Here is a 20,304-nt window from a genome sequence, read left to right as displayed (position 1 = left end):
TATTGAGCCGTAGCGCTTATTTGAGCAGCAACGCGCCTTCGATCGGCACGTAGCGGCTGGCAGCGCGTATCAACGAGTTGGCCGTCAGCCCCGGCACGCCATACGCCACGGCTTCGACGCCGTGCTTGTGGATGATGCGGTCGAGCAGCATGTCGAAGTCACCATCGCCGGAGGCCAGCACGATTTCGTCGACGTGGTCGGCGGCGTCCATGATGTCGATGGTGATGCCCACGTCCCAGTCGCCCTTGGCCGAGCCGTCGCTGCGCTGGATATACGGCTTGAGTTTCACCGTGAAGCCCAGGTTGCGCAGGATCTGCTGGAACTGCTGCTGCTTGCTGTCGCCTCGGTCGATGGCATACGCATAGGCCTCGACGATCTGCCCGCGCGCGCTGATATCAGCCCACAGGGCGGCGTAGTTGAAGTGGCAACCATAGGCCTGGCGGACGGTGTAATAGAGGTTTTGTACATCGGCGAACACTGCAATTTTCTTCACCGCACTTCCTCATGACAGCCAGGCGCCAGCGCCCGGAAAGGGTGCCAGTATGCCAGTCGCGAGAACGTTTCCGGGAAAAATCAGACCGGGGCGACACCGCGCCCCGGTTGAGTGCAGGTCAGACGAAGGAATCGTCGTCGCCAAAGGAAGAAGAGTCGTCGGAATAGTCGCTGTCGGCAAAACTGTCCGCGTTGTTGCTGCCCCAGCTGTCGCTGTCATTGCCGGCAAAGCGCTGGTCGTCGTTGCCCCAGCCGCCCTGGTCGCTGGCCGGCGCCGGTTGCTCGATGATTTCTTCCACCACCTGCGGCTGCTGGTTGTGGTGGAACAGGCTGCTGATGCCTTCGGCCAGCATTACACCACCGGCCACGCCTGCAGCGGTTTTCAGTGCACCGCCGAGGAAGCCGCTGCCGATCGGAGCCGCAGGCGCCTGTTGCGGTTGCTGGTAGTTCTGCTGGGGCGCGCCATAGTTCTGCTGCGGCGCAGGCTGGCCAAACGCAGGCCTGCCCGGTTCACGCCAGCCACCCGACGACGCCGGGGCGCTCTGGCTTGGCTGCGGGTCGCGGGAACCGCCGCCAAAGATGCTCGACAGGAAGCCGCCGCCGCTTGCAGGGGCTGGCTGCGACGACTTGGCGCGCTCTAGCTCGTCCTGCAACTGCTGGATCTGCTGCGCCTGCTGCTTGTTCTGCGCGTCGAGGCTCTTGAGCGCGTGTTCCTGCACCAGGATCGACTGGGTCATGTAGTACCCGGCGGCCGGTTGGCGAGTCATGTGCTCCTTGATCCGCGCTTCTGCTTGCGCATCGCGGGGGGCTGAGTCCGTTTCGGCTTGCTGCAACCGTGAAAACAGTCCATCGATCAGGGTTTGCTCTTCGCTGTTCATGGCGACCTCGTTAGATTGCCGGTAGAAATCGTGGTCCTGCCTGTGATCAGGCCAGGTGCACTCTAGTTATGGGGCTGTTACCAGTTGTTTCAATGGTCTTTACTCAAGGTTTACGTTTGCGTCCCTGCAACCCTGATCGGTTAAAGTGTCGCCCTTGTTTCCAGGCCTGCGATGAACCTGATGAATCCGTTAGACGTATTGCGCGACTCTTTCCGTTTTACCCGGAACAACCTGGGCGCCATCGTTCAGCTATGCCTGCCGCTGGTCATCCTGGAGGCCCTGCTGCAACAGGTGCTCGACCACACGCTGGGCCCGGATGCCTTCCCCGGCTACAGCGTGGTGGTGGGGTTGCTGGTGTACCCGCTGTACACCGGCGCCTTGATCCTGTTTCTCGACGCCCGCACCCGGGGCGAATCGCCGCGCACCAAGGATGTGTGGGCGATGGCGCTGACCCTGTGGCCGCGCTTCGCCCTGCTGACGGCCATGAGCACCTTGCTGATTCTGCTCGGCCTGTCGCTGTATTTCCTGCCAGGCCTGTGGCTGATGGTGGTGCTGGCGTTTGCCGAGTACCTGCTGGTACTGCGCAGCATGCCGGCGCTGGAGGCGATGAAGGAAAGCTTCCGCCTGACCCGTGGGCATTTCTGGCGGATCCTGGTGTGCCTGTTGTGCGTGATGACACCGCTGTGGCTGCTCAAGGGCGCCAGTGTGGCGGCCTATCCCGAGCCTGCGCCGTTGCTCGGCGTGCTGATCGACAGCGCGCACAGCTTCCTGCAGCTGTTTACCAGTGTGGTGCTGTTTCGTTTATTCATGCTGATCGGTGGCGATGCCGACGCGCGGTGATATGCTCCGTGCCACTCCCGAAACGCTATAAGCCGAGCCGATGACCCGTTTATTGCGCATAACCTTGCTGGGCCTGTTGATCATTGCAGGCCTGCTGACGGCCCTGATCTACAGCCTGACCTGGCGCCCCGAGCCCAAGGAAATCCTGCCCGTGAGCTGTGTTGCGCCGCGTGCGCCGACCCTGTTGCCAGGGCAGGCGCTCAAGGTCATGACCTGGAACGTGCAATACCTGGCCGGCAAGAACTACGTGTTCTGGTACGACACCACCGACGGCAGCGGCCCCGACGACCGCCCTACCGTGGAAGACATGGCCGCCAGCCTCGACGAAGTGGCGCGGGTGATCCGCGACGAACAACCCGACATCCTGCTGCTGCAGGAACTCGACGAAAACGCCAAGCCCTCCCACTACCAGGACCAACTGGCCCTGCTCCAGGAACGCCTGGTCGACCTCTACCCCTGCAGCGCCCAGACCTTCGACTGGAAAGCCGACTTCGTCCCCGACCGGCATATCTTCGGCAGCGTCGGCCGCAAGCTGGCGACCCTGAGCCGCTACCAGATCGAACACGCCGAGCGCCTGCAATTGCCGGCGCCGGACGCCAACTTCATCAGCCGTCAGTTCCAGCCCAAGCCGGCCCTGCTGCTGACTTACTTGCCACTGAGTGATGGCGGCCAATTGGCAGTACTCAACACCCGCCTGGACGGCGATGCCCCGGGCCGCAGCGCGGTGCAGGCGCAGGTGCAAACCACGGTCAAGTTGCTGGATAAGTTCGAAGGTCGCGGCACGCCCTGGCTGATCGGCGGCGACTTCAACCTGCTGCCCCTGGGGCAATTCCTGCGCCTGGACGCGGGCAAGCGCGGACGGTATTCGCCGGACAGCGAGCTGCATCTGCTGTGGGACAAGTACCCGATGATCCCGAGTAACAGCGAATCGAGCGGGATTGACCGTGAAAAATGGCTGACGCACTTCCCGAATGATCCCAGCATCGAAGGCCCGGATCGCACGCTCGATTACCTGTTCTACAGCCCACGGATCAAACGGGTGCAGGCCAAGGTGCGGCAGGAGGATACCTTGCGTATTTCCAACCATCTGCCGGTGATCGCACGATTCCTGCTGCCTGCCGCGCAATAACCAACACCTGTAGGAGCCCGGCTTGGCGGCGATGCAGACGACGCGGTGTGTCGGCTGCACCGCAGTCGCAGGCAGGCCGGCTCCCACATTTGATCCCGGTGGTCGCTACTTTCTCGGCTTGATCCTGGCGGTCGCCTCCGCCACCAGCGGGTCATCCGGCCAATAGTGCTTGGGGTAACGGCCCTTCAGATCCTTCTTCACTTCGGCGTAGGTACTGCGCCAGAAGTTCGCCAGATCCTGGGTCACCTGCACCGGCCGCCGTGCCGGGGACAGCAGGTGCAGCTTCACCACTTGGCGCCCGCCGGCAATGCGCGGGGTGTCGGCCAGGCCGAACAATTCTTGCAGGCGCACCGCCAGAATCGGCGGCTGTTCGCTGTAGTCCAAACGCACTGACGAGCCCGACGGCACCTTCACATGTTGCGGCGCCAGTTCATCGAGCCGCTGGGGCAGCGGCCACGGCAACAGGTTATGCAGGAAGCTGGAAATATCCAGCTGGGCGAAATGGCTCAGGCGCGAGACTTTGCCCAGGTAGGGCATCAGCCAGTGTTCGAGGCTGGCGAGCAAGGCGTTGTCGCTGATATCCGGCCATTCGCTGGTTTTGCCGGCGTCCAGCTGGCGCAGCAGCATGACGCGGGACTGCCATTGGCGCAGTTCGGGCGTCCAGGGCAGCAACTCCAGGCCTTTGCGGCGCACCAGGTTGACCAGCGCCTGGCTGCGGGCGGACTCGTCCAGGCCGGTCAGCGGTTCACGGCTGAGCACCAGTTCGCCGACTTTGCGCTGGCGTTCGGCACGCAGTACGCCTTCGCGCTCGTCCCAATCCAGCTGGTCGACAGTGCGCACCTGCTCGGCCAGCACCGTGTCGAACAGTGCCGGATCAAAATCGGCCGCCAGGTAGATACGCTCTTCACGCTGGCCCTGGCGACTGCCCAGGTCGGCGATCACCAGCCAGGGTTGTTTCATCAGGCTGTCGGCCTCGGCGAACAGCGCCGCTCGGCCGTTGGCCAGGCGATATTCGGCGCCGCCGGGGCGACGTTGCTGGGCGACGCGGTCCGGGTAGGCCAGCGCCAGCAGGGCACCGAGCCAGCGTGGGTGGTCGGGATCGGCCACCGGCTGGGTGGCCTTGCCTCTTAGATAGCCACGGTATTGCCGCGCCAGTTGCTTGGCCCGCTGCACGCCGCCTTGGGTGCCGCGCGCACGTTCTTCACCGGACAGCAACGCCAGGCGACTGTGCAAATCCGCACCAGCGCCGCGCAAAATATCGCGCTCCCCCAAGAGCGCGGCGACCTCACACGCGGTCGCCGCGAGGCCCAGATCCTGGCCGCGCAACAGCAGATGGGCGATACGCGGATGGGCCGGCAGCTCGGCCATTTTCTGGCCATGCGCGGTCAGCGTGTCGTCATTCAACGCCCCCAGGCGCTGCAGCAAATCCTGGGCCTGGGCATAGGCGGCGGTCGGCGGCACATCGAGCCACACCAGTTGCGTGGGCGTGACACCCCAACGCGCCAGTTGCAGCGCCAGGCCGGCGAGATCGGCGGCGAGGATTTCCGCACTGCCATACGCGGCCAGGCCTTCATGCTGGTCCTCGGACCACAAGCGATAACACACCCCCGGCTCCAGGCGCCCTGCCCGGCCGGCGCGCTGCGTGGCACTGGCGCGGGAGATGCGTTGGGTATCGAGGCGGGTCATGCCGCTGCCAGGGTCGAAACGCGGCACGCGCGCCAAGCCGGCGTCGATCACCACACGTACGCCATTGATGGTCAGGCTGGTCTCGGCGATGTTGGTGGCGAGTACCACTTTGCGCTTGCCGGGCGGAGCCGGGTCGATGGCGGCGCGCTGGGCGTTGAGGTCCAGCTCGCCATGCAGCGGGCACAGCAGCACATCGCTGCGGTCGCCCAGGGCGTCAGCCAGTTGTTGATGGACCCGGCGAATCTCCGCCTGCCCCGGCAAGAACACCAGCACACTGCCGGACTCGTCGTGCAGGGCCTCGAGGAGGGTGTTCACCACACGCGGCTCGATGAATTCACCCGCCTGGTAGGGCCGGCCCCAGCGCGTCTGCACCGGGAACATACGTCCCTCGCTGCGCAGGATCGGCGCGTCGTTCAGCAGACTGGCCAGGCGCTCGCCTTCGAGGGTCGCGGACATCAGCAGGATTTTCAGCGGCTGCTCATCGCGAAACAGCTCGCGCCCGTTCAGGCTCAGGGCCAGCGCCAGGTCGGCGTCGAGGCTGCGTTCGTGGAATTCGTCGAAGATCAGCAAACCCACGCCGTCGAGTGCCGGGTCATCCTGCAGGCGACGGGTGAGGATGCCTTCGGTGACCACTTCAATCCGTGTATTGGGGCCGACTTTGCTGTCGAGACGGATGCGATAGCCGACGGTGTCGCCGACCTTTTCGCCCAGCTCACTGGCCAGCCGTTCGGCGGCAGCACGCGCCGCCAGGCGCCTCGGTTCGAGCATCAGGATGGTCTGCCCGGCCAGCCAGGGCTCGTTCAACAAGGCCAAGGGCACACGGGTAGTTTTACCGGCGCCGGGCGGCGCTTCCAGCACCGCTTCATGGCGATTCGCCAAGGCGTCACGCAGGGCGGGTAAAACATCATCGATGGGCAACGAATTCATACTGGCTCCAAAGCAGAGCGGCGAGTATAACGGCGAACTGCCGGATGCCGGTGCTGGTCTCACAAGCACCCCACCCTTTCGCGGTGAATGCGCTCAAAGGTCGGCGCTGGCTTATAGTTTCGTATCAACCGTGTTCAGGAGAGTCTTCATGCGTATCGCTTCCCGTGTCATTGGCGGTGTCCTCGCCGTCACCCTGCTGAGCCAGTTGACGGCCTGCGGCTCGATTTTCTACCCCGACCGCCGCGGCCAGATCGACGGCAAGATCGACCCGGCGATTGCCGTGCTCGACGCCGTGGGCCTGCTGTTCTATGTGATCCCTGGCCTGATCGCGTTCGGCGTGGACTTCGCCACCGGCGCGATCTACTTCGAACCGGGCAAGACTGCCCAGGTCGCCCCGGAAAAACTCCACGAGGCCATCGGCGCCGACGGCAAGGTCGACAACGCCAAGCTGCAAACCATCATCCAGAAGGAAACCGGCCGCAGCCTGCCGCTGGATGACCCGCGCATGATCCAGTTCAAGGGCAGCGTGCAACAGCTCGCGTCCCTGGGCCTGCAACCCGCTGCCTAAGGACTGCCCATGACCACCAGCCCCGAACACGCGCGGCTCCTGCGCCTGGCCACCCGCGCCTCGGTGGGCGTGGCCTGTGCGCTGATTATCACCAAGGCCATCGCCTGGTGGCTCAGTGGCTCGGTGAGCATGCTCGCCGGGTTGACCGACTCACTACTCGACGGCGTGACCTCGCTGCTGAACCTGCTGGCCGTGCATTACGCCCTGCGCCCGGCCGATGACGATCACCGTTATGGTCATGGCAAGGCGGAATCGCTGTCGGGCATGGCCCAGGCGCTGTTTATCGGCGGCAGTGCGGTGCTGATCGCGTTCCAGGCCTACGAGCGCCTGCAACACCCGGAACCGGTGGGCGCGCCGTGGCTGAGCATTGGTGTGATCGTGTTTTCCCTGGTGCTGACCGTGGCCTTGCTGATGCTGCAACACCGGGTGGTGCGCGAAACCGGCTCCAACGCGGTACGCGCGGATTCTCTGCATTACCGTTCGGACCTGATGCTCAACGGCAGCATCCTGGTGGCACTGGTGCTGGCGGGCATGGGCTTTCATCAGGTCGACGCCTGGTTCGGCCTGGGCATTGCCGCCTACATCTTGTGGAGTGCGATCCAGATCGCCCGGGAAAGCTTCGCGGTATTGATGGACGAGGAGCTGCCGCCGGAGGTCAGCCAGCATATGCTGGAACTGGCGCGCGGCGTGCCCGGCGTGCTGGGTGCGCATGATTTGCGCACGCGGATTTCCGGCAGCCACTGGTTCGTGCAACTGCACCTGGAACTGCCGGGGGATTTGACCCTGTCAGTCGCCCACGGCATCAGCGACCAGGCCGCCGATGCCATTCACCAAGCCTACCCGCGTGCCGAAGTACTGGTACACGCGGACCCCGCAGATCAACCGCAAGAAGCCAGCTATAAGCTGTAAGCCTCAAGCCTCAAGAGTGAAGATTGCGGCTTGAAGCTTGAAGCTTGCGGCTTATAGCTAGCAGCTTGCAGCTTATCAATACTGCACTTGATACCCGCGACTGCTCAGGCAGTTGCCCTGTGCCTGGCGGTAGGTTTGCACCACCGCCGGGTCGGGCGCGTAGGTGACGGCCTGCGGGTCGAAGCCGCTTTGCTGCACCGCCCAGCGATAACAGTCATAACCGTCCTGCTGCACTTGGGCCGGTGACTGGCCGTTGGCGGGATAAGCCACCACGTCATACCCGTTGCCTTGCGGCGCCGGCTGCGGCCCAGGCACTGCGGTCGGCGGTTGCACCACCACGTATTCCTGGGACGTGCTTTCGTAGGTGTAGTAGGCACCGGCCGCGAGGAAAAACAACGCGCTGCCCACCCACACTTCGCGCGCGTAGTCCGGCAGGTAGCGCACGCGAATCCCATACGGCGGCGTTACCACCACGTAGCGCGGGCCTTGCGGGCGATACCAGTAGCCGCCGGAGAAGAAGTAATCCTGGCCACGGTACGGCACGCGGTAATTGCGGTCGGGAAAACGGTCGACGGTATAACCGGGACGATACTGCGGGCCGGGCCCCCAACCATTGCCATGTCCGTCGGGACGACCCGGCCAGCGATTGTCATTCGGGTGACCGTTGTTGAAGCCAGCGCCCGGACGTGGGCCGGGACCATTGCCGGCCTGCCAATGCTGGTTGCCATCATTGCGACGTGGGATGTCTTGGTAGTTGCCCTGGCGCGGTTCCTGGGTCTGGCGCACGGTATCCGGACGCCCTTGGATCGGCAGGTTATTCGCCGGCTGCGGCGCCGGCCGAGGCTGTTCTGCCCCTTGCGGGCGACCCTGCCATTGCCCGCCACCGTGCGGCTGCTGCTCGGCGCGATCAAAGTGCGGATTCTGGGGACGCGGCTGGTTGTTCTCGAAGTGCTGGTTCTGCGGACGCGGCTGAGTGTTTTCCGGCCGTGGTTGATTGTTCTGCGGGCGAGGCTGGTTGTTTTGCGGTCGCGGCTGTTCGTTACCTTGCCGACCGCCTTCCGGCCCTCGTTCATGCTGACCGCCGCCTTCAGGGCGCGGGTCGTCTGCCATCACTTGCGTGCCGACGGTCACCATCAGCAAACCTACACCTGCCATACGCCAGATGCGCTTCATGCTATTCCTCACTGCGGATAAGGGCCTAGAACGTCCGGCCTCATAGATAAGACTGGAAAAGCCGCGCCCGGTTCTGAGACAGGTTATCAGTCACGAGAACAATTTTCTCAAGGCAAAAGAAAAGGGGTGACCCGTCGGCCACCCCTTGAGAACTTCGTCCTGGCTCAACGCTTTTGACGTTGGCTCACCTCACGCCGTCTTGTGGACAGTGTGCAGCCTGGAGGCCAACTCAACCCTGCTGGGGTGGCGGCCGCAGCGGGCCTGATTGGGCGAGCTGCTGTGGACTGTTGTCCAGGCGGTGATTCTGTTGATAACGATACCCGCCAACGTCCGACAGATGATTGCGAAGATTGCGTCAATAAACAGTGCTTGCGCAATTTTTAACCCTTCATGGATAATTCACCGCAATAGTTACGACAAAGGCCAACCCAATGAGCAAGCTTGACCGATACGACCTGAGTATTTTGGCGGAATTGCAGCGCGACGCGAGGATCTCCAACCAGGAGTTGGCCGAGCGTATCGGCCTGTCGCCTTCGCCCTGCTCACGCCGGGTCAAGCAATTGGAGGACGACGGCTACATCGCACGCCAGGTCGCCCTGCTCGACCGCAAGATGCTCGGCCTGAGCCTGACCGCCTATGTGCTGATCGGCATGGACCGCCACACCCCGGAGCGTTTCGAGAATTTCGAAGCGGCCATCCGCACCCTGCCCCAAGTGCTGGAATGCAGCCTGGTGACCGGGATGGACGCCGACTATCAACTGAAAGTGGTGGTGCCGGACATGGATCACTACCAGAAGCTACTGCTGGGTCACCTGACCCGCATCGAAGGCGTGACCAGCGTGCGCTCCAGCTTCGTGCTGAACCAGGTGCTCAACAGCACCGAATTGCCGCTGACTCATTTACGTACCTGATTTCAACAACACTGAAAATCCCCTGTGTTAGCGGGCTTGCTCGCGAAAGCGCTGATTCAGCCAATACATGCGTTGACTGACACTGCGCTTTCGCGAGCAAGCACGCTCCCACATTTGGACCGTACCTCGATCCAAATCAATGTTGTGTTGAAGACGCTGCCTTATACTTGCCGCCTGCCCCGTCGGAAGATCCCATGAACAACATCGATCCCGCCCTGTTTGAAGAATGGATGATGACTGGCCTGGTCACCATCCTGATCATTTTCATGGGCTTTATCGTCTGGGACCTGGCAAAGAAGTCCAAGGCCGGGCGCTTTGGCTCGTTCATCCTGTTCTTCGTGCTCGGCCTGGGCGTAGCTGCGTTCATCATCAAGAGCGTGGTGATCGGCCTGATCGAGTCCGGCGCCTTATAAGCGCGCCGGCACTTCCTTCCACTGGCCTTGATCCAGGCCATCGATCGACCAATCGCCAATTCGCACGCGCACCAGGCGCAGGGTCGGCAACCCGACTGCGGCGGTCATGCGCCGAACCTGACGGTTACGCCCTTCTCGAATCACCAGCTCCAGCCAGTAAGTCGGTATGTTTTTGCGAAAGCGCACTGGCGGGTTGCGCGGCCATAACTGAGGCTCATCCAACCGCCGGGCTTCGGCGGGCAGGGTCATGCCATCGTTGAGTTCCACGCCATTGCGCAGGCGCTGCAGATGCTCCTCGGTCGGCTCGCCTTCGACTTGCACCCAATAGGTCTTCGCCAGCTTGTGCTTGGGGTCGGCGATGCGTGCCTGCAACTGGCCGTCGTTGGTCAGCAGCAATAGGCCTTCGCTGTCACGGTCCAGGCGGCCGGCGGGGTAGATGCCGGGGATGTCGATAAAATCCTTGAGGGTCGCCCGCCCGCCTTCGTCGCTGAACTGGGTCAGCACATCGAAAGGCTTGTTGAACAGGATCAACTTCGGCTCCGCCGGTGGCGCCTTGGCGACTCGACGCGCAGCGGAATACGGGGGTTTCACGCCGGGGCGGCGCGAATCGGGACGGGCAGGACGGGACATGGCAAAAGGAACATCTAACGGTCAGGACCGACAATGCTAGTGGCCTGACCGCCAAATGACCATCCCAACCGCTTAGCGGAACGGCGGCTCGTCGAAGCTGCGCAATTTGCGCGAGTGCAGCGAGTTGAGTTCGGTGCGCAACAGGTCGACCGCCTCGATGCCGATCTTCAAGTGCTGGCTGACCGCACGTTCATAGAACGCGTTGGCCGAACCCGGCAGCTTGATTTCGCTGTGCAGCGGTTTGTCCGACACACACAACAAGGTGCCGTACGGTACGCGCAAGCGATAACCCTGGGCGGCGATGGTGCCGCTTTCCATGTCCACGGCCACTGCGCGGGACAGGTTGATCAACGGGCGTTCCTGGGCCCAACGCAGTTCCCAGTTGCGGTCGTCGTAGGTCAGCACGGTGCCGGTGCGCAGGCGTTTTTTCAGCTCTTCGCCTTTCTCCCCGGTGACATTGGCAGCCGCTTGCTGCAAGGCCAGCTGCACTTCGGCCAGGGCCGGGATCGGGATGTTCGGCGGTACCACGCGGTCGAGAATCCCATCGCGGCGCATATAGGCGTGGGCCAATACATAGTCACCGATGGTCTGCGATTGGCGCAGGCCGCCGCAGTGACCGATCATCAGCCAGCAATGCGGGCGCAGCACGGCCAGGTGGTCGGTGATGTTCTTGGCGTTGGACGGGCCGACGCCGATATTCACCAGGGTCACGCCGTGGCCATCAGTGGCCTGCAGGTGATAGGCCGGCATCTGGTAGCGATGCCACACCACGCCGGCGGCAATCGCCGATGCTTCACCGTGGTCCATGCTCTTGTCGATCACCACGTTGCCCGGCAGCACCATGCGGATGAAACGCGGGTCGCTGCGCAGTTGCTCCAGGCCATGCAAGATGAACTGGTCGACATAGCGATGGTAGTTGGTCAGCAGGATCCACGGCTGCACATGGCGCCAGTCACTGCCGGTGTAGTGCACCAGGCGGCGCAGGGAAAAGTCCACGCGCGCCGCGTCGAACAACGCCAGGGGCAGCGGGTCGGTGTTTTCCCAGTCGTACAGGCCATCGGCGATGCCATCGGTGGCGGCCGACAGGTCGGTGCTGGGGAACACTCGGGCGAGGGTCGCGGCCGTTACGCCGGAGCCGGCCAGTTCGTCGCCCTGCTCCACCACGTAAGGGTACGGGATGTTCTGTTGGCTGACGCCGACTTCCACCGTCACGGTGAAGTCATGCATCAGCGGCACCAGTTGTTCCAGCAGGTACTTACGGAACGCCGCCGGATGGGTGACGGTAACGCTGTAGGTACCCGGCAACTGGACTTTGGCATACGCCCGGGTGGTCTGTGGGACTTCGCCGTGGCAGTGGTAGGTCAAGCGCAGTTCCGGATAGCGAAACAGCGCGCGTTGTTCGGCGTCGGGTTCGACGCGGTCTTTGAGGTATTGCTTGAGGGCTTGGTTGAGGGCGCCGGTAGCACGCTCATGCAGAGCCGCCAGCCGATCCACGGCTTCTTCAGCGGTTTGAACGACAACAAAAGCTTCGGTCACGGTAAGCATCCTGTGTTCTGACGTGCAGGCCTTTATCTTGCCTGTATCCCGGCCACACCGAAACACCGATTTGGAAACACATTACCTTGCAGGAGCTGGCTTGCCGGCGATAAGGACCTTGAATTCAATACATGTCTCAAGGCCGCTATCGCCGGCGAGCCGGCGCGTACACGGGAGGGTGATCAGGTTTGAGGGGTTGAGCGCGCGACGATGGCCTCCACATCGACACCCCGCGGCAAGGTGCCATACACGCGGCCGGACGACTCACCCAGACGGCTGGCAATGAAGCCATCGCTGACCGCCGCATTCCCGGCCTCCAGCAGCAGCTTGGCCTGCAGCGCTACGGCAATGTCCTCGGTCATTTGCCGCGCGCGGTACTGGATGTCCTGGGTGTCCATGAACGCCGACTTCAGTTGCTCGATATGCCGCGCCAGTCGCCTGTCGCCGTGCCCGTCGCCCAATTCGACGAACAGCGCCTCGAGCACGCCCGGCTCTTTGGACAGGGCGCGCAGCACGTCCAGGCATTGCACGTTGCCGGAACCTTCCCACGTGGAATTCACCGGCGCCTCACGGTACAGACGCGGCAGGATGCTGTCCTCCACATAGCCGGCACCGCCCATGCACTCGGCGGCTTCGTTGATCATCGCCGGCGCACGCTTGCAGATCCAATACTTGCCCACCGCCGTCACCAACCGGGCGAACTTGGCTTCCTGCTCATTATCCAGATGATCCAGCGCCCGGCCCATGCGCATGCTCAAGGCCAGCGAGGCTTCGCTTTCCAGGGCCAGGTCGGCGAGCACGTTTTGCATCAGCGGTTGCTCGCTGAGCACACGCCCACCCACGGAACGATGGGCACAATGATGGCTGGCCTGGGTCAACGCCTGGCGCATCAGGGCACTGGAGCCGACCATGCAGTCGAAGCGGGTCATGGCGACCATCTCGATGATGGTCGGTACGCCACGGCCCTCTTCGCCGATCATCCAGGCCAGGGCGCCGCGAAACTCGACTTCGCTGGAGGCGTTGGAGCAATTCCCGAGTTTGTTTTTCAGGCGCTGGATATAGAACTCGTTGCGCGTGTCATCCGGGCGGTGCCGAGGCAGGAGGAAACAGGTCAGGCCCTTGTCAGTCTGCGCCAGGGTCAGGAACGCATCGCACATCGGCGCCGAGCAGAACCACTTGTGCCCCACCAGCTCGTAGGCCTGTCCCGGGCCACCGGCGCCTACCGGATAGGCACGTGTGGTGTTGGCGCGCACGTCGGTGCCGCCTTGTTTCTCGGTCATGGCCATGCCGATGGTGGCACCGCCCTTGTGGGCGATGCCGACGTTGCGCGGGTCGTATTCGGTGCTGAGGACTTTCGGCAACCAGGTCTGCGCAAGATCCGGCTGCAGGCGCAGGGCCGGCACGCAGGCAAAGGTCATGGTCAACGGACAGCCGGTGCCGGCTTCGGCCTGGCTGTGCAGGTAGGTCATGGCCGCGCGGGCGACATGCGCGCCGGACTGCGGATGGGCCCACGGCAGCGACGGCAGGCCGTGTTCGACGGCGGTGCGCATCAGTTCGTGGTAGGCCGGATGAAACTCCACCAGGTCGATGCGATGCCCATAACGGTCATGGCTGTTGAACACCGGTTTGTTCTGGTTCGCCAGGAACCCGGCCGCCATCAACGGCCCGCCGGCCAGCTCTCCGTAGGCATCGATGCGCGTCTCGGCCCAGCCGGCGCCGAAGCGGCGCGACCACTCTTGCAGGGGCAGGTCGATGCGGTAGAGGTTGGTGCCATCCAGGGATGGCGGCTGGTTGGTGACGTCGTGGGTTTCGGCGAACGAGTGCAGGTTCATGACGGGCCTCCTGGAAAAAAGGCCACGTCGATATGAGGCCTGAATTTCAGTTAAGCACCGACACCGGGCTTAAAAAAGTGGCATACCCGCCGAATGTCCGGCGCTTTCACCCTCTACTCGACCCAACAATCGACGCTCCAACACCGCCTGCAAAGCGTCGAAACGCACCGGCTTGGCCAGGCGCTCGGAGACGCCGATGCCATGGCAATGTTCGCGCTCGGACACATTCAGCGACGTACTCAAGGCAATCACCGGCAACTCAGCGCAGCCAGGCAGTGCACGAATCTGACAGCACAACGAGAAACCGCCTTCAGGTATATCCAACAATACTGCGTCGAATGTCTCGGCCTGCAGGCTCGCCAATGCGGATGGCCCGCTGTCCACGGTTTTTACCCGGTAACCGAGCTTGAGCAACATGCCGCGTACAGCCAGCTGGCCCACGCTGTTGTCATCCACCAGCAGCACCGCGCACTCCTGCGGGCCACGCTGCCGATCCGGTGGCCGCTTTGGCTCCGGCGCCACCAGGCTGACCTGCATCTCCAACTGGAAGCGACTGCCCTTGCCCGGCTCGGAGTGATGGGTGAGGCGCCCGCCCAGCAGTTCGATCAACTGCCGGCAAATCGCCAGGCCAATCCCCAGGCCACCGTATTCGCGGGTGGTCGAGCCATCGAGCTGGAAGAAACGCTGGTACAGCGTGGCCTCGTCGAGGAAAGCGAAGCCGATACCGGTGTCGGTGACGATAAAACTCAAGCGCACGCCACCGTCACTCTGCGGCACGCCCACCACCCGCAGGCGCACCGAGCCCTCATGGGTAAACTTGAAAGCGTTGTCCAGCAGGCAATCCAGGCACTGCAGGAGTTTGTCGGCGTCGCCCATCACGCGGTCCGGCAACTCGTCCGCCACGTCGATGGAAAACGCCAGGCCTTTGCTCTGGGCGCTGGCATTGAATTGCTGGCGCAAACCGTCGAGCGCGCCGCGCAGGCTGAAGACCTTGGGCTGGGGAGTCAGGCGTCCGGCTTGCAACTCAGTGAGCGTCAGAATGCCGTTGACCATGCGCATCATGTCCCGCGCCGAACCGGCGGCGGTTTGCTGGTACTGCGCCAGGTCGTCGCCCAGCGGCACGGTTTGCATCAGTTCGAGGGAGCCGATCACGCCGTTCATCGGCGTGCGCAATTCATGGGTCAGGGTCGCAAGGAATTCATCCTTGAGCCGGTTGCTGCGGGCCAACTGCTGGTTGAGCACTTCAAGCTTCTGGCTGGCATCGAACAGGATCTGCGCCTGCTGCTCGCGCATGGAATTGATGCGGTCGGCCAACGCCAGGGACAACAGCGCCACTTCGATCGCCGAACCGATCTGGCTGGCGTACATGGTGAGAAACATATTCGGCAGGTAGCCCAGCACCATCAGGGTATTGATCACCCCACCGAGCAGGAACGCCGACCAGGCGATGATGAAATACCGCGCCATGCGCTGGCCGCAATACCAGGCCTTGATGGCAGCCACGAAGATGGTCACGGTAAACACCAGCGCCAGGCCGGTGGCCAGGCGCAAGGCCACCGCATAGCTGGTCAGCAACGCCAGCGCCATGACGACCGCGCCGCACGCCGCCAGCCCCAGCAGGATGCGGTTGAGCCAGCGGCTGTGCTGCGCGGTGTGCAGGAAACTGCGGGCGAACAGGCTGCCGAACAGCGCCGCCGAGCCGATCAGGAACGGCACCGCCGCGTTCGCCCACCACGGGTTGTTCGGCCAGAAGTACTCTACCGCCACGCCGTTGACCGACAACTGGTACAGGCCGAAGGAGGCGATATAAAGGATGTAATAGAGGTAGCTAGTGTCGCGCACGCTCAGGTAGATGAACAGGTTGTAGACCAACATCCCCAGCAGCACGCCGTAGATCACCCCGAGCACAGACAGGCGCAGGGGTTGTTGTTCCAGATAAGCGGTGCCGGCCCACAGCGTCAAGGGCGCCTGGATCGAGCCTTCGCTTTGCAGGCGCAGGTAGACCGTCTGCTGTTGATCGGGCACAAAGTTGAGCTTGAACAGGTAGTTGCTCTGGCGTACTTCACGGCTGGAGAACGGCAATGCGCTGCCCGTGCGGGAGGTCAGCCGGTAGGTGCCGGTGCCGTCGTTCTGGTACAGGTCCAGGTGATTCAGCGGTGGGTAGGCCAACTCCAAAAACCAGGTGCGCGGCGCGCGCGGGTCCTTGGCGAGGTAATGCAGGTCGACCTTGAGCCAGAACACCGAGCGCGAATAGCCGGCGTTGAGGGTGGCTTTGTCATGGGGCTTGAATTGGGCGGCGTAGGCGGGTGAACTGACGTCGGCGATGGTCAGCGCATCGGTGGGGTCTTCGAGCACTTGCATGACTCGGCCCAGCGGCAGGCTTCGCGTGTCCTGGTTGAACTCGATGGCGCTGGCGAGCATTGGCAGCCCGCACAACAATAAAATCAGCAAATAGCGCATAGAGCCCCAGTGTGGCGTGTCCGGTTATGTCAAAAGCCCCCCATTCCTTTTGAGAAGACGTACACCGGCGGTACATTAAGTTGTTTGGATCCACTTTAGCATAGCCGCTAAAGGCCATTGGACACCATTGAAATAATTTTTTGAAAGGCTCTAGGACGCGGGTTTCAGCGGGTTTTCTCGAGTGAAAAAGCGCCAAAAAAGCGTCACAACCACGGCAACATTCAACCCGCACCCGACAGCCACGCAAAAAGCGTTTGGTGGTAAGCTCGCGCACCATGAATATCTACAGCTCTCGCCCCGTTGTCCTCTGTCTCTCCGGCCATGATCCCAGTGGTGGCGCCGGCTTGCAGGCAGATATCGAAGCCCTGCTCGCCCAGGGCTGCCATGCGGCTCCGGCCGTCACCGCCCTGACCGTGCAGAACACCGTCAACGTCAGCGATTTCCGCGTGCTCGACCGCGAGTGGGTGCTGGCCCAGGCCAATGCCGTGCTCGGCGACTCCGAAGTGGCGGCGGTCAAGCTGGGCATGCTCGGTTCCACCGCGATGGTCGACACCGTGGTCGAACTGCTGCAGGCGCACCCGCACCTACCGGTCGTCTGCGACCCGGTGCTGCGCGCCGGCGGCGGTGGCAGCCTGGGCAAGGACGAAGTCGGCTATGCCATGCGCGAGCGGCTGTTGCCGCTGTCGCTGATTGCCACGCCGAACCTGCCCGAAGCGCGCATCCTCGCCGAACTGCCCGAGGGCACGGCAGACGAATGCGCCGAAAAGCTGCTGCCGTACATCAAGCACCTGCTGATCACCGGCGGGCATGGCGACGAGCATGAAGTGCACAACCGCCTGTACAGCCGTGACGGCACGCGCCAGACCTTCACCTGCCAGCGCTTGCCCGGCAGCTATCACGGTTCGGGCTGCACGCTTGCCAGTGCCCTGGCCGGCCGGATTGCCCAGGGCGAAGGGTTGGTCAGCGCGGTGCAATCGGCCCTCAACTACACTTGGCGCACCCTGCGTGACGCCGAACAACTCGGTCAGGGCCAGTTCGTACCGCGTCGGTTGCCGCTGGATTTCTGCTCGTAACTTTTTCTGCTCGAAGGGGCCTGCCCGATGAAACTACGTGGCCTGTATGCCATTACCGACAGCCAACTGTTGGCTGGCAAGTTCCTCGCCTACGTCGAAGCGGCGCTGGACGGTGGCGTGACCCTGCTGCAGTACCGCGACAAAAGCAGCGACGAAGCCCGGCGCCTGCGTGAGGCCGAGAAGCTGCGCGAACTGTGCTCGCGCTACAAGACCCAACTGATCATCAACGACGACGCCGAGCTGGCCGCGCGCCTGGGCGTCGGCGTGCACCTGGGCCAGACCGACGGCCCGCTGACCCCGGCCCGCGCGTTGCTGGGCTCCAAGGCGATCATCGGCGCGACCTGCCACAGCCAGATCGAGCTGGCCGAGCAGGCCGCCAAGGAAGGCGCCAGCTACGTCGCCTTCGGCCGCTTCTTCACGTCTAACACCAAGCCGGGCGCTTCTGCCGCCACCGTCCCGATGCTCGCCCAGGCCCGCGCGCGCCTGCAGCTGCCGATCTGCGTGATCGGCGGCATCACCCTGGAGAACGCCGAACCGCTGGTGGCGCATGGCGCTGACCTGCTGGCCGTGGTGCACGGCCTGTTCGGTGCGGACAGCACCCAGGAAGTGACGCGTCGCGCCCGCGCCTTCAACGATCTTCTTAAATATTCAGTTTAGAGAGCCCGATCATGTCCCGTTCCGAAACCCTGTTTGCCAATGCCCAGAAACACATCCCCGGCGGTGTGAACTCCCCCGTGCGTGCGTTCAAGAGCGTGGGCGGCACGCCGCTGTTCTTCAAGCATGCCGAAGGCGCGTACGTCACTGACGAAGATGACAAGCGCTACGTCGACTACGTCGGCTCCTGGGGCCCGATGATCCTCGGCCACAGCCACCCGGACGTACTCGACGCGGTGCGCAAGCAGCTGGAACACGGCCTCTCTTACGGTGCGCCGACCGCCATGGAAACCGAGATGGCTGACCTGGTGTGCTCAATCGTGCCGTCGATGGAGATGGTGCGCATGGTCAGCTCCGGCACCGAAGCCACCATGAGCGCGATTCGCCTGGCCCGTGGTTTCACCGGTCGCGACAGCATCATCAAGTTTGAAGGCTGCTACCACGGTCACTCCGACAGCCTGCTGGTCAAAGCCGGTTCGGGCGCGCTGACCCAGGGCGTACCCAGCTCGGCCGGCGTGCCTGCGGCGTTTGCCAAACACACCCTGACCCTGCCGTTCAACGACATCGAGGCCGTCGCGCAGATGCTCGATGAAGTCGGGCAAGACGTGGCGTGCATCATCGTCGAGCCGGTGGCCGGCAACATGAACTGCGTACCACCGGCACCGGGCTTTCTCGAAGGCCTGCGCGAGCAGTGCGACAAGCACGGCGTAGTGCTGATTTTCGACGAGGTGATGACGGGTTTTCGCGTTGCACTCGGCGGCGCACAGGCGCACTACGGCGTCACGCCGGACTTGAGCACCTTCGGCAAGATCATCGGCGGCGGCATGCCCGTCGGCTGCTTCGGCGGCAAGCGCGAAATCATGCAGCACATCGCGCCGCTGGGCCCGGTGTATCAGGCAGGCACTTTGTCGGGTAACCCGCTGGCAATGGCTGCCGGCCTGACCACCCTGCGCCTGATCAGCCGTCCGGGCTTCCACGCCGAGCTGACCGACTACACCACCCGCCTGCTCGACGGCCTGCAACAGCGCGCCGATGCCGCCGGCATCCCGTTTGTGACGACCCAGGCGGGCGGCATGTTTGGCCTGTACTTCAGCGGCGCCGATGACATCGTTACCTTTGATGACGTGATGGGCAGCGATGCCGATCTGTTCAAGCGCTTCTTCCACCTGATGCTCGAAGGCGGCGTGTACCTGGCACCGAGCGCCTTCGAAGCCGGCTTCACCTCGATCGCCCATGGCGACGCCGAGCTGAAACTGACCCTCGATGCCGCCGAGCGCGCCTTCGCGGCCTTGAAATAAACGACGGAAAAAATCAGGCGCCGCCCCAGCGGTGTCTGATTTGCTACTTTGTTTACAGAGATTTCCGAGTTTTTTCGAGAAACCACCTGCAATCCGGCAGATAACTTGCCCAACCAGCAGAAAAACGAGTAAAGACTTTGTAAGCAGAGGCCTGCTTATTTCATAATGCGCGCTTATTGGATCCCCCGAGGATCCGCGCGCCCCGTCAGAGGTAAGTCGATTCCCATGAAACGCACCGGCCGCACCCTGGTTCTGGGCTGCCTGTTGCTCCTTCAGCCGCTGCTGGCACATGCACAAGCAGGCGGCAACTCGTTGTTAATCCCAGCGATGGGTCGTTGCACCCTCAATACCCAGCCAGACAGCCAGGCCGAAGCCCTGAGCGCGTGCCAGAAACAGGCCGACGGTGGGGATGCGCAGGCGCAATACGAGTTGGGCGAGTACTACCACGACAGCAAGAACCCCGCCCGCGACCTCAACAAAGCCTTGAGTTACTTCGAGAAAGCCTCGCTGCAGGGCCACGCGCAGGCGCAATTCCAGCTCGGCACCATGTTCTTCAAAGGTGAAGGTGTGCCGGCCAATAACGTTCAGGCGTATATCGTGCTGAAGATGGCGGCGGTCAACGGCGCCGAAGACGCGCTGGACACTGCAGACGAAGTCGCCGAGCACATGCAGCGCAATGAACTGGAAACCGCGACCCAGGTGCTGGGCCAGATTTTCCGCAACTACCTGCAGGAACTGCAGAGCGCAGATGGCAGATCGCCATTCTCGCCACTGCCCTGAGTTTTGTAGCGCCTTTACTGTCGCCTTCGCGAGCAAGCCCGCTCCCACATTCGACTGTATTCCAAAGGTGGAACTCGGTCGAATGTGGGAGCGGGCTTGCTTGCGAAGGGGTCGG

18 protein-coding genes are annotated in these 20,304 nt (G+C 63.1%); 10 read left to right on the top strand and 8 right to left on the bottom strand.

Annotation, left to right across the window (positions count from 1 at the left end; all coding sequences use genetic code 11):
- Positions 1–16: 16 nt before the first annotated feature.
- Positions 17–493 (bottom strand): NYN domain-containing protein, encoded by a 477-nt coding sequence (locus NTD80_RS12320; protein ID WP_034117765.1) that lies wholly within the window; start codon positions 491–493, stop codon positions 17–19.
- A 118-nt stretch (positions 494–611) separates the two neighbouring features.
- Positions 612–1,370 (bottom strand): DUF2076 domain-containing protein, encoded by a 759-nt coding sequence (locus NTD80_RS12315; RefSeq protein WP_262133792.1) that lies wholly within the window; start codon positions 1,368–1,370, stop codon positions 612–614.
- 180 nt (positions 1,371–1,550) lie between these two features.
- Here NTD80_RS12315 and NTD80_RS12310 point away from each other — a divergent pair, with 180 nt between their 5' ends.
- Together NTD80_RS12310 and NTD80_RS12305 are read left to right on the top strand one after the other, a co-directional pair.
- Positions 1,551–2,210 (top strand): YciC family protein, encoded by a 660-nt coding sequence (locus NTD80_RS12310; RefSeq protein ID WP_065910342.1) that lies wholly within the window; start codon positions 1,551–1,553, stop codon positions 2,208–2,210.
- A gap of 40 nt (positions 2,211–2,250) precedes the next feature.
- A complete protein-coding gene (locus NTD80_RS12305) occupies positions 2,251–3,339 on the top strand; it encodes an endonuclease/exonuclease/phosphatase family protein (protein WP_065910121.1) in 1,089 nt (362 codons plus the stop codon).
- A 105-nt stretch (positions 3,340–3,444) separates the two neighbouring features.
- On the opposite strand, the gene hrpB is transcribed toward NTD80_RS12305, so the two are convergent.
- Entirely contained in the window at positions 3,445–5,952 is a 2,508-nt protein-coding gene (gene hrpB, locus NTD80_RS12300; RefSeq protein ID WP_262133788.1) for an ATP-dependent helicase HrpB, read from the bottom strand.
- Between the two features lie 148 nt (positions 5,953–6,100).
- On the opposite strand from hrpB, the gene NTD80_RS12295 reads away from it, so the two are divergent.
- Together NTD80_RS12295 and NTD80_RS12290 are read left to right on the top strand one after the other, a co-directional pair.
- Positions 6,101–6,520: a polyribonucleotide nucleotidyltransferase gene (locus NTD80_RS12295; protein ID WP_262133787.1), complete on the top strand. Its 420-nt coding sequence runs from the start codon at positions 6,101–6,103 to the stop codon at positions 6,518–6,520.
- A 9-nt stretch (positions 6,521–6,529) separates the two neighbouring features.
- Positions 6,530–7,429, top strand: a complete 900-nt coding sequence (locus tag NTD80_RS12290; protein WP_065910114.1) for a cation diffusion facilitator family transporter — start codon at positions 6,530–6,532, stop codon at positions 7,427–7,429.
- Between the two features lie 75 nt (positions 7,430–7,504).
- On the opposite strand, the gene NTD80_RS12285 is transcribed toward NTD80_RS12290, so the two are convergent.
- Positions 7,505–8,602: a DUF6515 family protein gene (locus NTD80_RS12285; RefSeq protein WP_262133784.1), complete on the bottom strand. Its 1,098-nt coding sequence runs from the start codon at positions 8,600–8,602 to the stop codon at positions 7,505–7,507.
- A 431-nt stretch (positions 8,603–9,033) separates the two neighbouring features.
- On the opposite strand from NTD80_RS12285, the gene NTD80_RS12280 reads away from it, so the two are divergent.
- Together NTD80_RS12280 and NTD80_RS12275 are read left to right on the top strand one after the other, a co-directional pair.
- Positions 9,034–9,513: an Lrp/AsnC family transcriptional regulator gene (locus NTD80_RS12280; RefSeq protein ID WP_003194418.1), complete on the top strand. Its 480-nt coding sequence runs from the start codon at positions 9,034–9,036 to the stop codon at positions 9,511–9,513.
- A gap of 203 nt (positions 9,514–9,716) precedes the next feature.
- Positions 9,717–9,926, top strand: coding sequence for a DUF2788 domain-containing protein (locus NTD80_RS12275; RefSeq protein WP_025999909.1), 210 nt, complete (start codon positions 9,717–9,719; stop codon positions 9,924–9,926).
- On the opposite strand, the gene NTD80_RS12270 is transcribed toward NTD80_RS12275, so the two are convergent.
- The 4 genes from NTD80_RS12270 to NTD80_RS12255 form a co-directional block, all read right to left on the bottom strand.
- Positions 9,921–10,556 carry a pseudouridine synthase gene (locus NTD80_RS12270; RefSeq protein WP_262133782.1) on the bottom strand — a complete coding sequence of 212 codons (636 nt, stop codon included), beginning with the start codon at positions 10,554–10,556 and terminating at the stop codon, positions 9,921–9,923. The two genes, NTD80_RS12275 and NTD80_RS12270, sit on opposite strands and share 6 nt — an antisense overlap.
- Positions 10,557–10,628: 72 nt before the next feature.
- The gene (amn, locus tag NTD80_RS12265) at positions 10,629–12,101 is read right to left on the bottom strand and encodes an AMP nucleosidase (RefSeq protein ID WP_161630243.1); all 1,473 of its coding nucleotides are present in this window, start codon (positions 12,099–12,101) and stop codon (positions 10,629–10,631) included.
- 173 nt (positions 12,102–12,274) lie between these two features.
- On the bottom strand, positions 12,275–13,924 hold the full coding sequence (locus NTD80_RS12260; protein ID WP_262133779.1) for an acyl-CoA dehydrogenase family protein: 1,650 nt from the start codon (positions 13,922–13,924) through the stop codon (positions 12,275–12,277).
- A 69-nt stretch (positions 13,925–13,993) separates the two neighbouring features.
- Entirely contained in the window at positions 13,994–16,384 is a 2,391-nt protein-coding gene (locus tag NTD80_RS12255) for a hybrid sensor histidine kinase/response regulator (RefSeq protein ID WP_262133778.1), read from the bottom strand.
- 275 nt (positions 16,385–16,659) lie between these two features.
- Between NTD80_RS12255 and NTD80_RS12250 the strand changes: the two genes are divergently transcribed.
- From NTD80_RS12250 to NTD80_RS12235, 4 genes are all read left to right on the top strand, one after another.
- The gene (locus NTD80_RS12250; RefSeq protein ID WP_049711392.1) at positions 16,660–17,457 is read left to right on the top strand and encodes a hydroxymethylpyrimidine/phosphomethylpyrimidine kinase; all 798 of its coding nucleotides are present in this window, start codon (positions 16,660–16,662) and stop codon (positions 17,455–17,457) included.
- Positions 17,458–17,484: 27 nt separating this feature from the next.
- Complete coding sequence (thiE, locus tag NTD80_RS12245) at positions 17,485–18,114, top strand: thiamine phosphate synthase (RefSeq protein ID WP_065910105.1); 630 nt, start codon at positions 17,485–17,487, stop codon at positions 18,112–18,114.
- An 11-nt stretch (positions 18,115–18,125) separates the two neighbouring features.
- Entirely contained in the window at positions 18,126–19,409 is a 1,284-nt protein-coding gene (gene hemL, locus NTD80_RS12240; protein ID WP_262133774.1) for a glutamate-1-semialdehyde 2,1-aminomutase, read from the top strand.
- A 225-nt stretch (positions 19,410–19,634) separates the two neighbouring features.
- Positions 19,635–20,189, top strand: a complete 555-nt coding sequence (locus NTD80_RS12235) for a tetratricopeptide repeat protein (protein ID WP_065910101.1) — start codon at positions 19,635–19,637, stop codon at positions 20,187–20,189.
- Positions 20,190–20,304: the final 115 nt, after the last annotated feature.

The organism is Pseudomonas sp. 13B_2.1_Bac1 (assembly GCF_025466155.1).
Classification (GTDB): Bacteria; Pseudomonadota; Gammaproteobacteria; order Pseudomonadales; family Pseudomonadaceae; genus Aquipseudomonas; species Aquipseudomonas aylmerensis.
Note: the sequence above shows the minus strand (reverse complement) of the source record. Positions and strands in the feature narration are given on the sequence as shown.

Excerpts from the sequence above, each read along its gene's own strand:
- NTD80_RS12270 (WP_262133782.1), bottom strand. The coding sequence starts at position 10,556 with ATGTCCCGTCCTGCCCGTCCCGATTCGCGCCGCCCCGGCGTGAAACCC.
- hemL (WP_262133774.1), top strand. The coding sequence starts at position 18,126 with ATGTCCCGTTCCGAAACCCTGTTTGCCAATGCCCAGAAACACATCCCC.
- NTD80_RS12310 (WP_065910342.1), top strand. The coding sequence starts at position 1,551 with ATGAATCCGTTAGACGTATTGCGCGACTCTTTCCGTTTTACCCGGAAC.
- NTD80_RS12260 (WP_262133779.1), bottom strand. The coding sequence starts at position 13,924 with ATGAACCTGCACTCGTTCGCCGAAACCCACGACGTCACCAACCAGCCG.
- NTD80_RS12285 (WP_262133784.1), bottom strand. The coding sequence starts at position 8,602 with ATGAAGCGCATCTGGCGTATGGCAGGTGTAGGTTTGCTGATGGTGACC.
- NTD80_RS12290 (WP_065910114.1), top strand. The coding sequence starts at position 6,530 with ATGACCACCAGCCCCGAACACGCGCGGCTCCTGCGCCTGGCCACCCGC.
- hrpB (WP_262133788.1), bottom strand. The coding sequence starts at position 5,952 with ATGAATTCGTTGCCCATCGATGATGTTTTACCCGCCCTGCGTGACGCC.
- NTD80_RS12255 (WP_262133778.1), bottom strand. The coding sequence starts at position 16,384 with ATGCGCTATTTGCTGATTTTATTGTTGTGCGGGCTGCCAATGCTCGCC.
- NTD80_RS12235 (WP_065910101.1), top strand. The coding sequence starts at position 19,635 with ATGAAACGCACCGGCCGCACCCTGGTTCTGGGCTGCCTGTTGCTCCTT.
- NTD80_RS12250 (WP_049711392.1), top strand. The coding sequence starts at position 16,660 with ATGAATATCTACAGCTCTCGCCCCGTTGTCCTCTGTCTCTCCGGCCAT.
- NTD80_RS12305 (WP_065910121.1), top strand. The coding sequence starts at position 2,251 with ATGACCCGTTTATTGCGCATAACCTTGCTGGGCCTGTTGATCATTGCA.
- thiE (WP_065910105.1), top strand. The coding sequence starts at position 17,485 with ATGAAACTACGTGGCCTGTATGCCATTACCGACAGCCAACTGTTGGCT.
- NTD80_RS12315 (WP_262133792.1), bottom strand. The coding sequence starts at position 1,370 with ATGAACAGCGAAGAGCAAACCCTGATCGATGGACTGTTTTCACGGTTG.
- NTD80_RS12280 (WP_003194418.1), top strand. The coding sequence starts at position 9,034 with ATGAGCAAGCTTGACCGATACGACCTGAGTATTTTGGCGGAATTGCAG.
- amn (WP_161630243.1), bottom strand. The coding sequence starts at position 12,101 with ATGCTTACCGTGACCGAAGCTTTTGTTGTCGTTCAAACCGCTGAAGAA.
- NTD80_RS12295 (WP_262133787.1), top strand. The coding sequence starts at position 6,101 with ATGCGTATCGCTTCCCGTGTCATTGGCGGTGTCCTCGCCGTCACCCTG.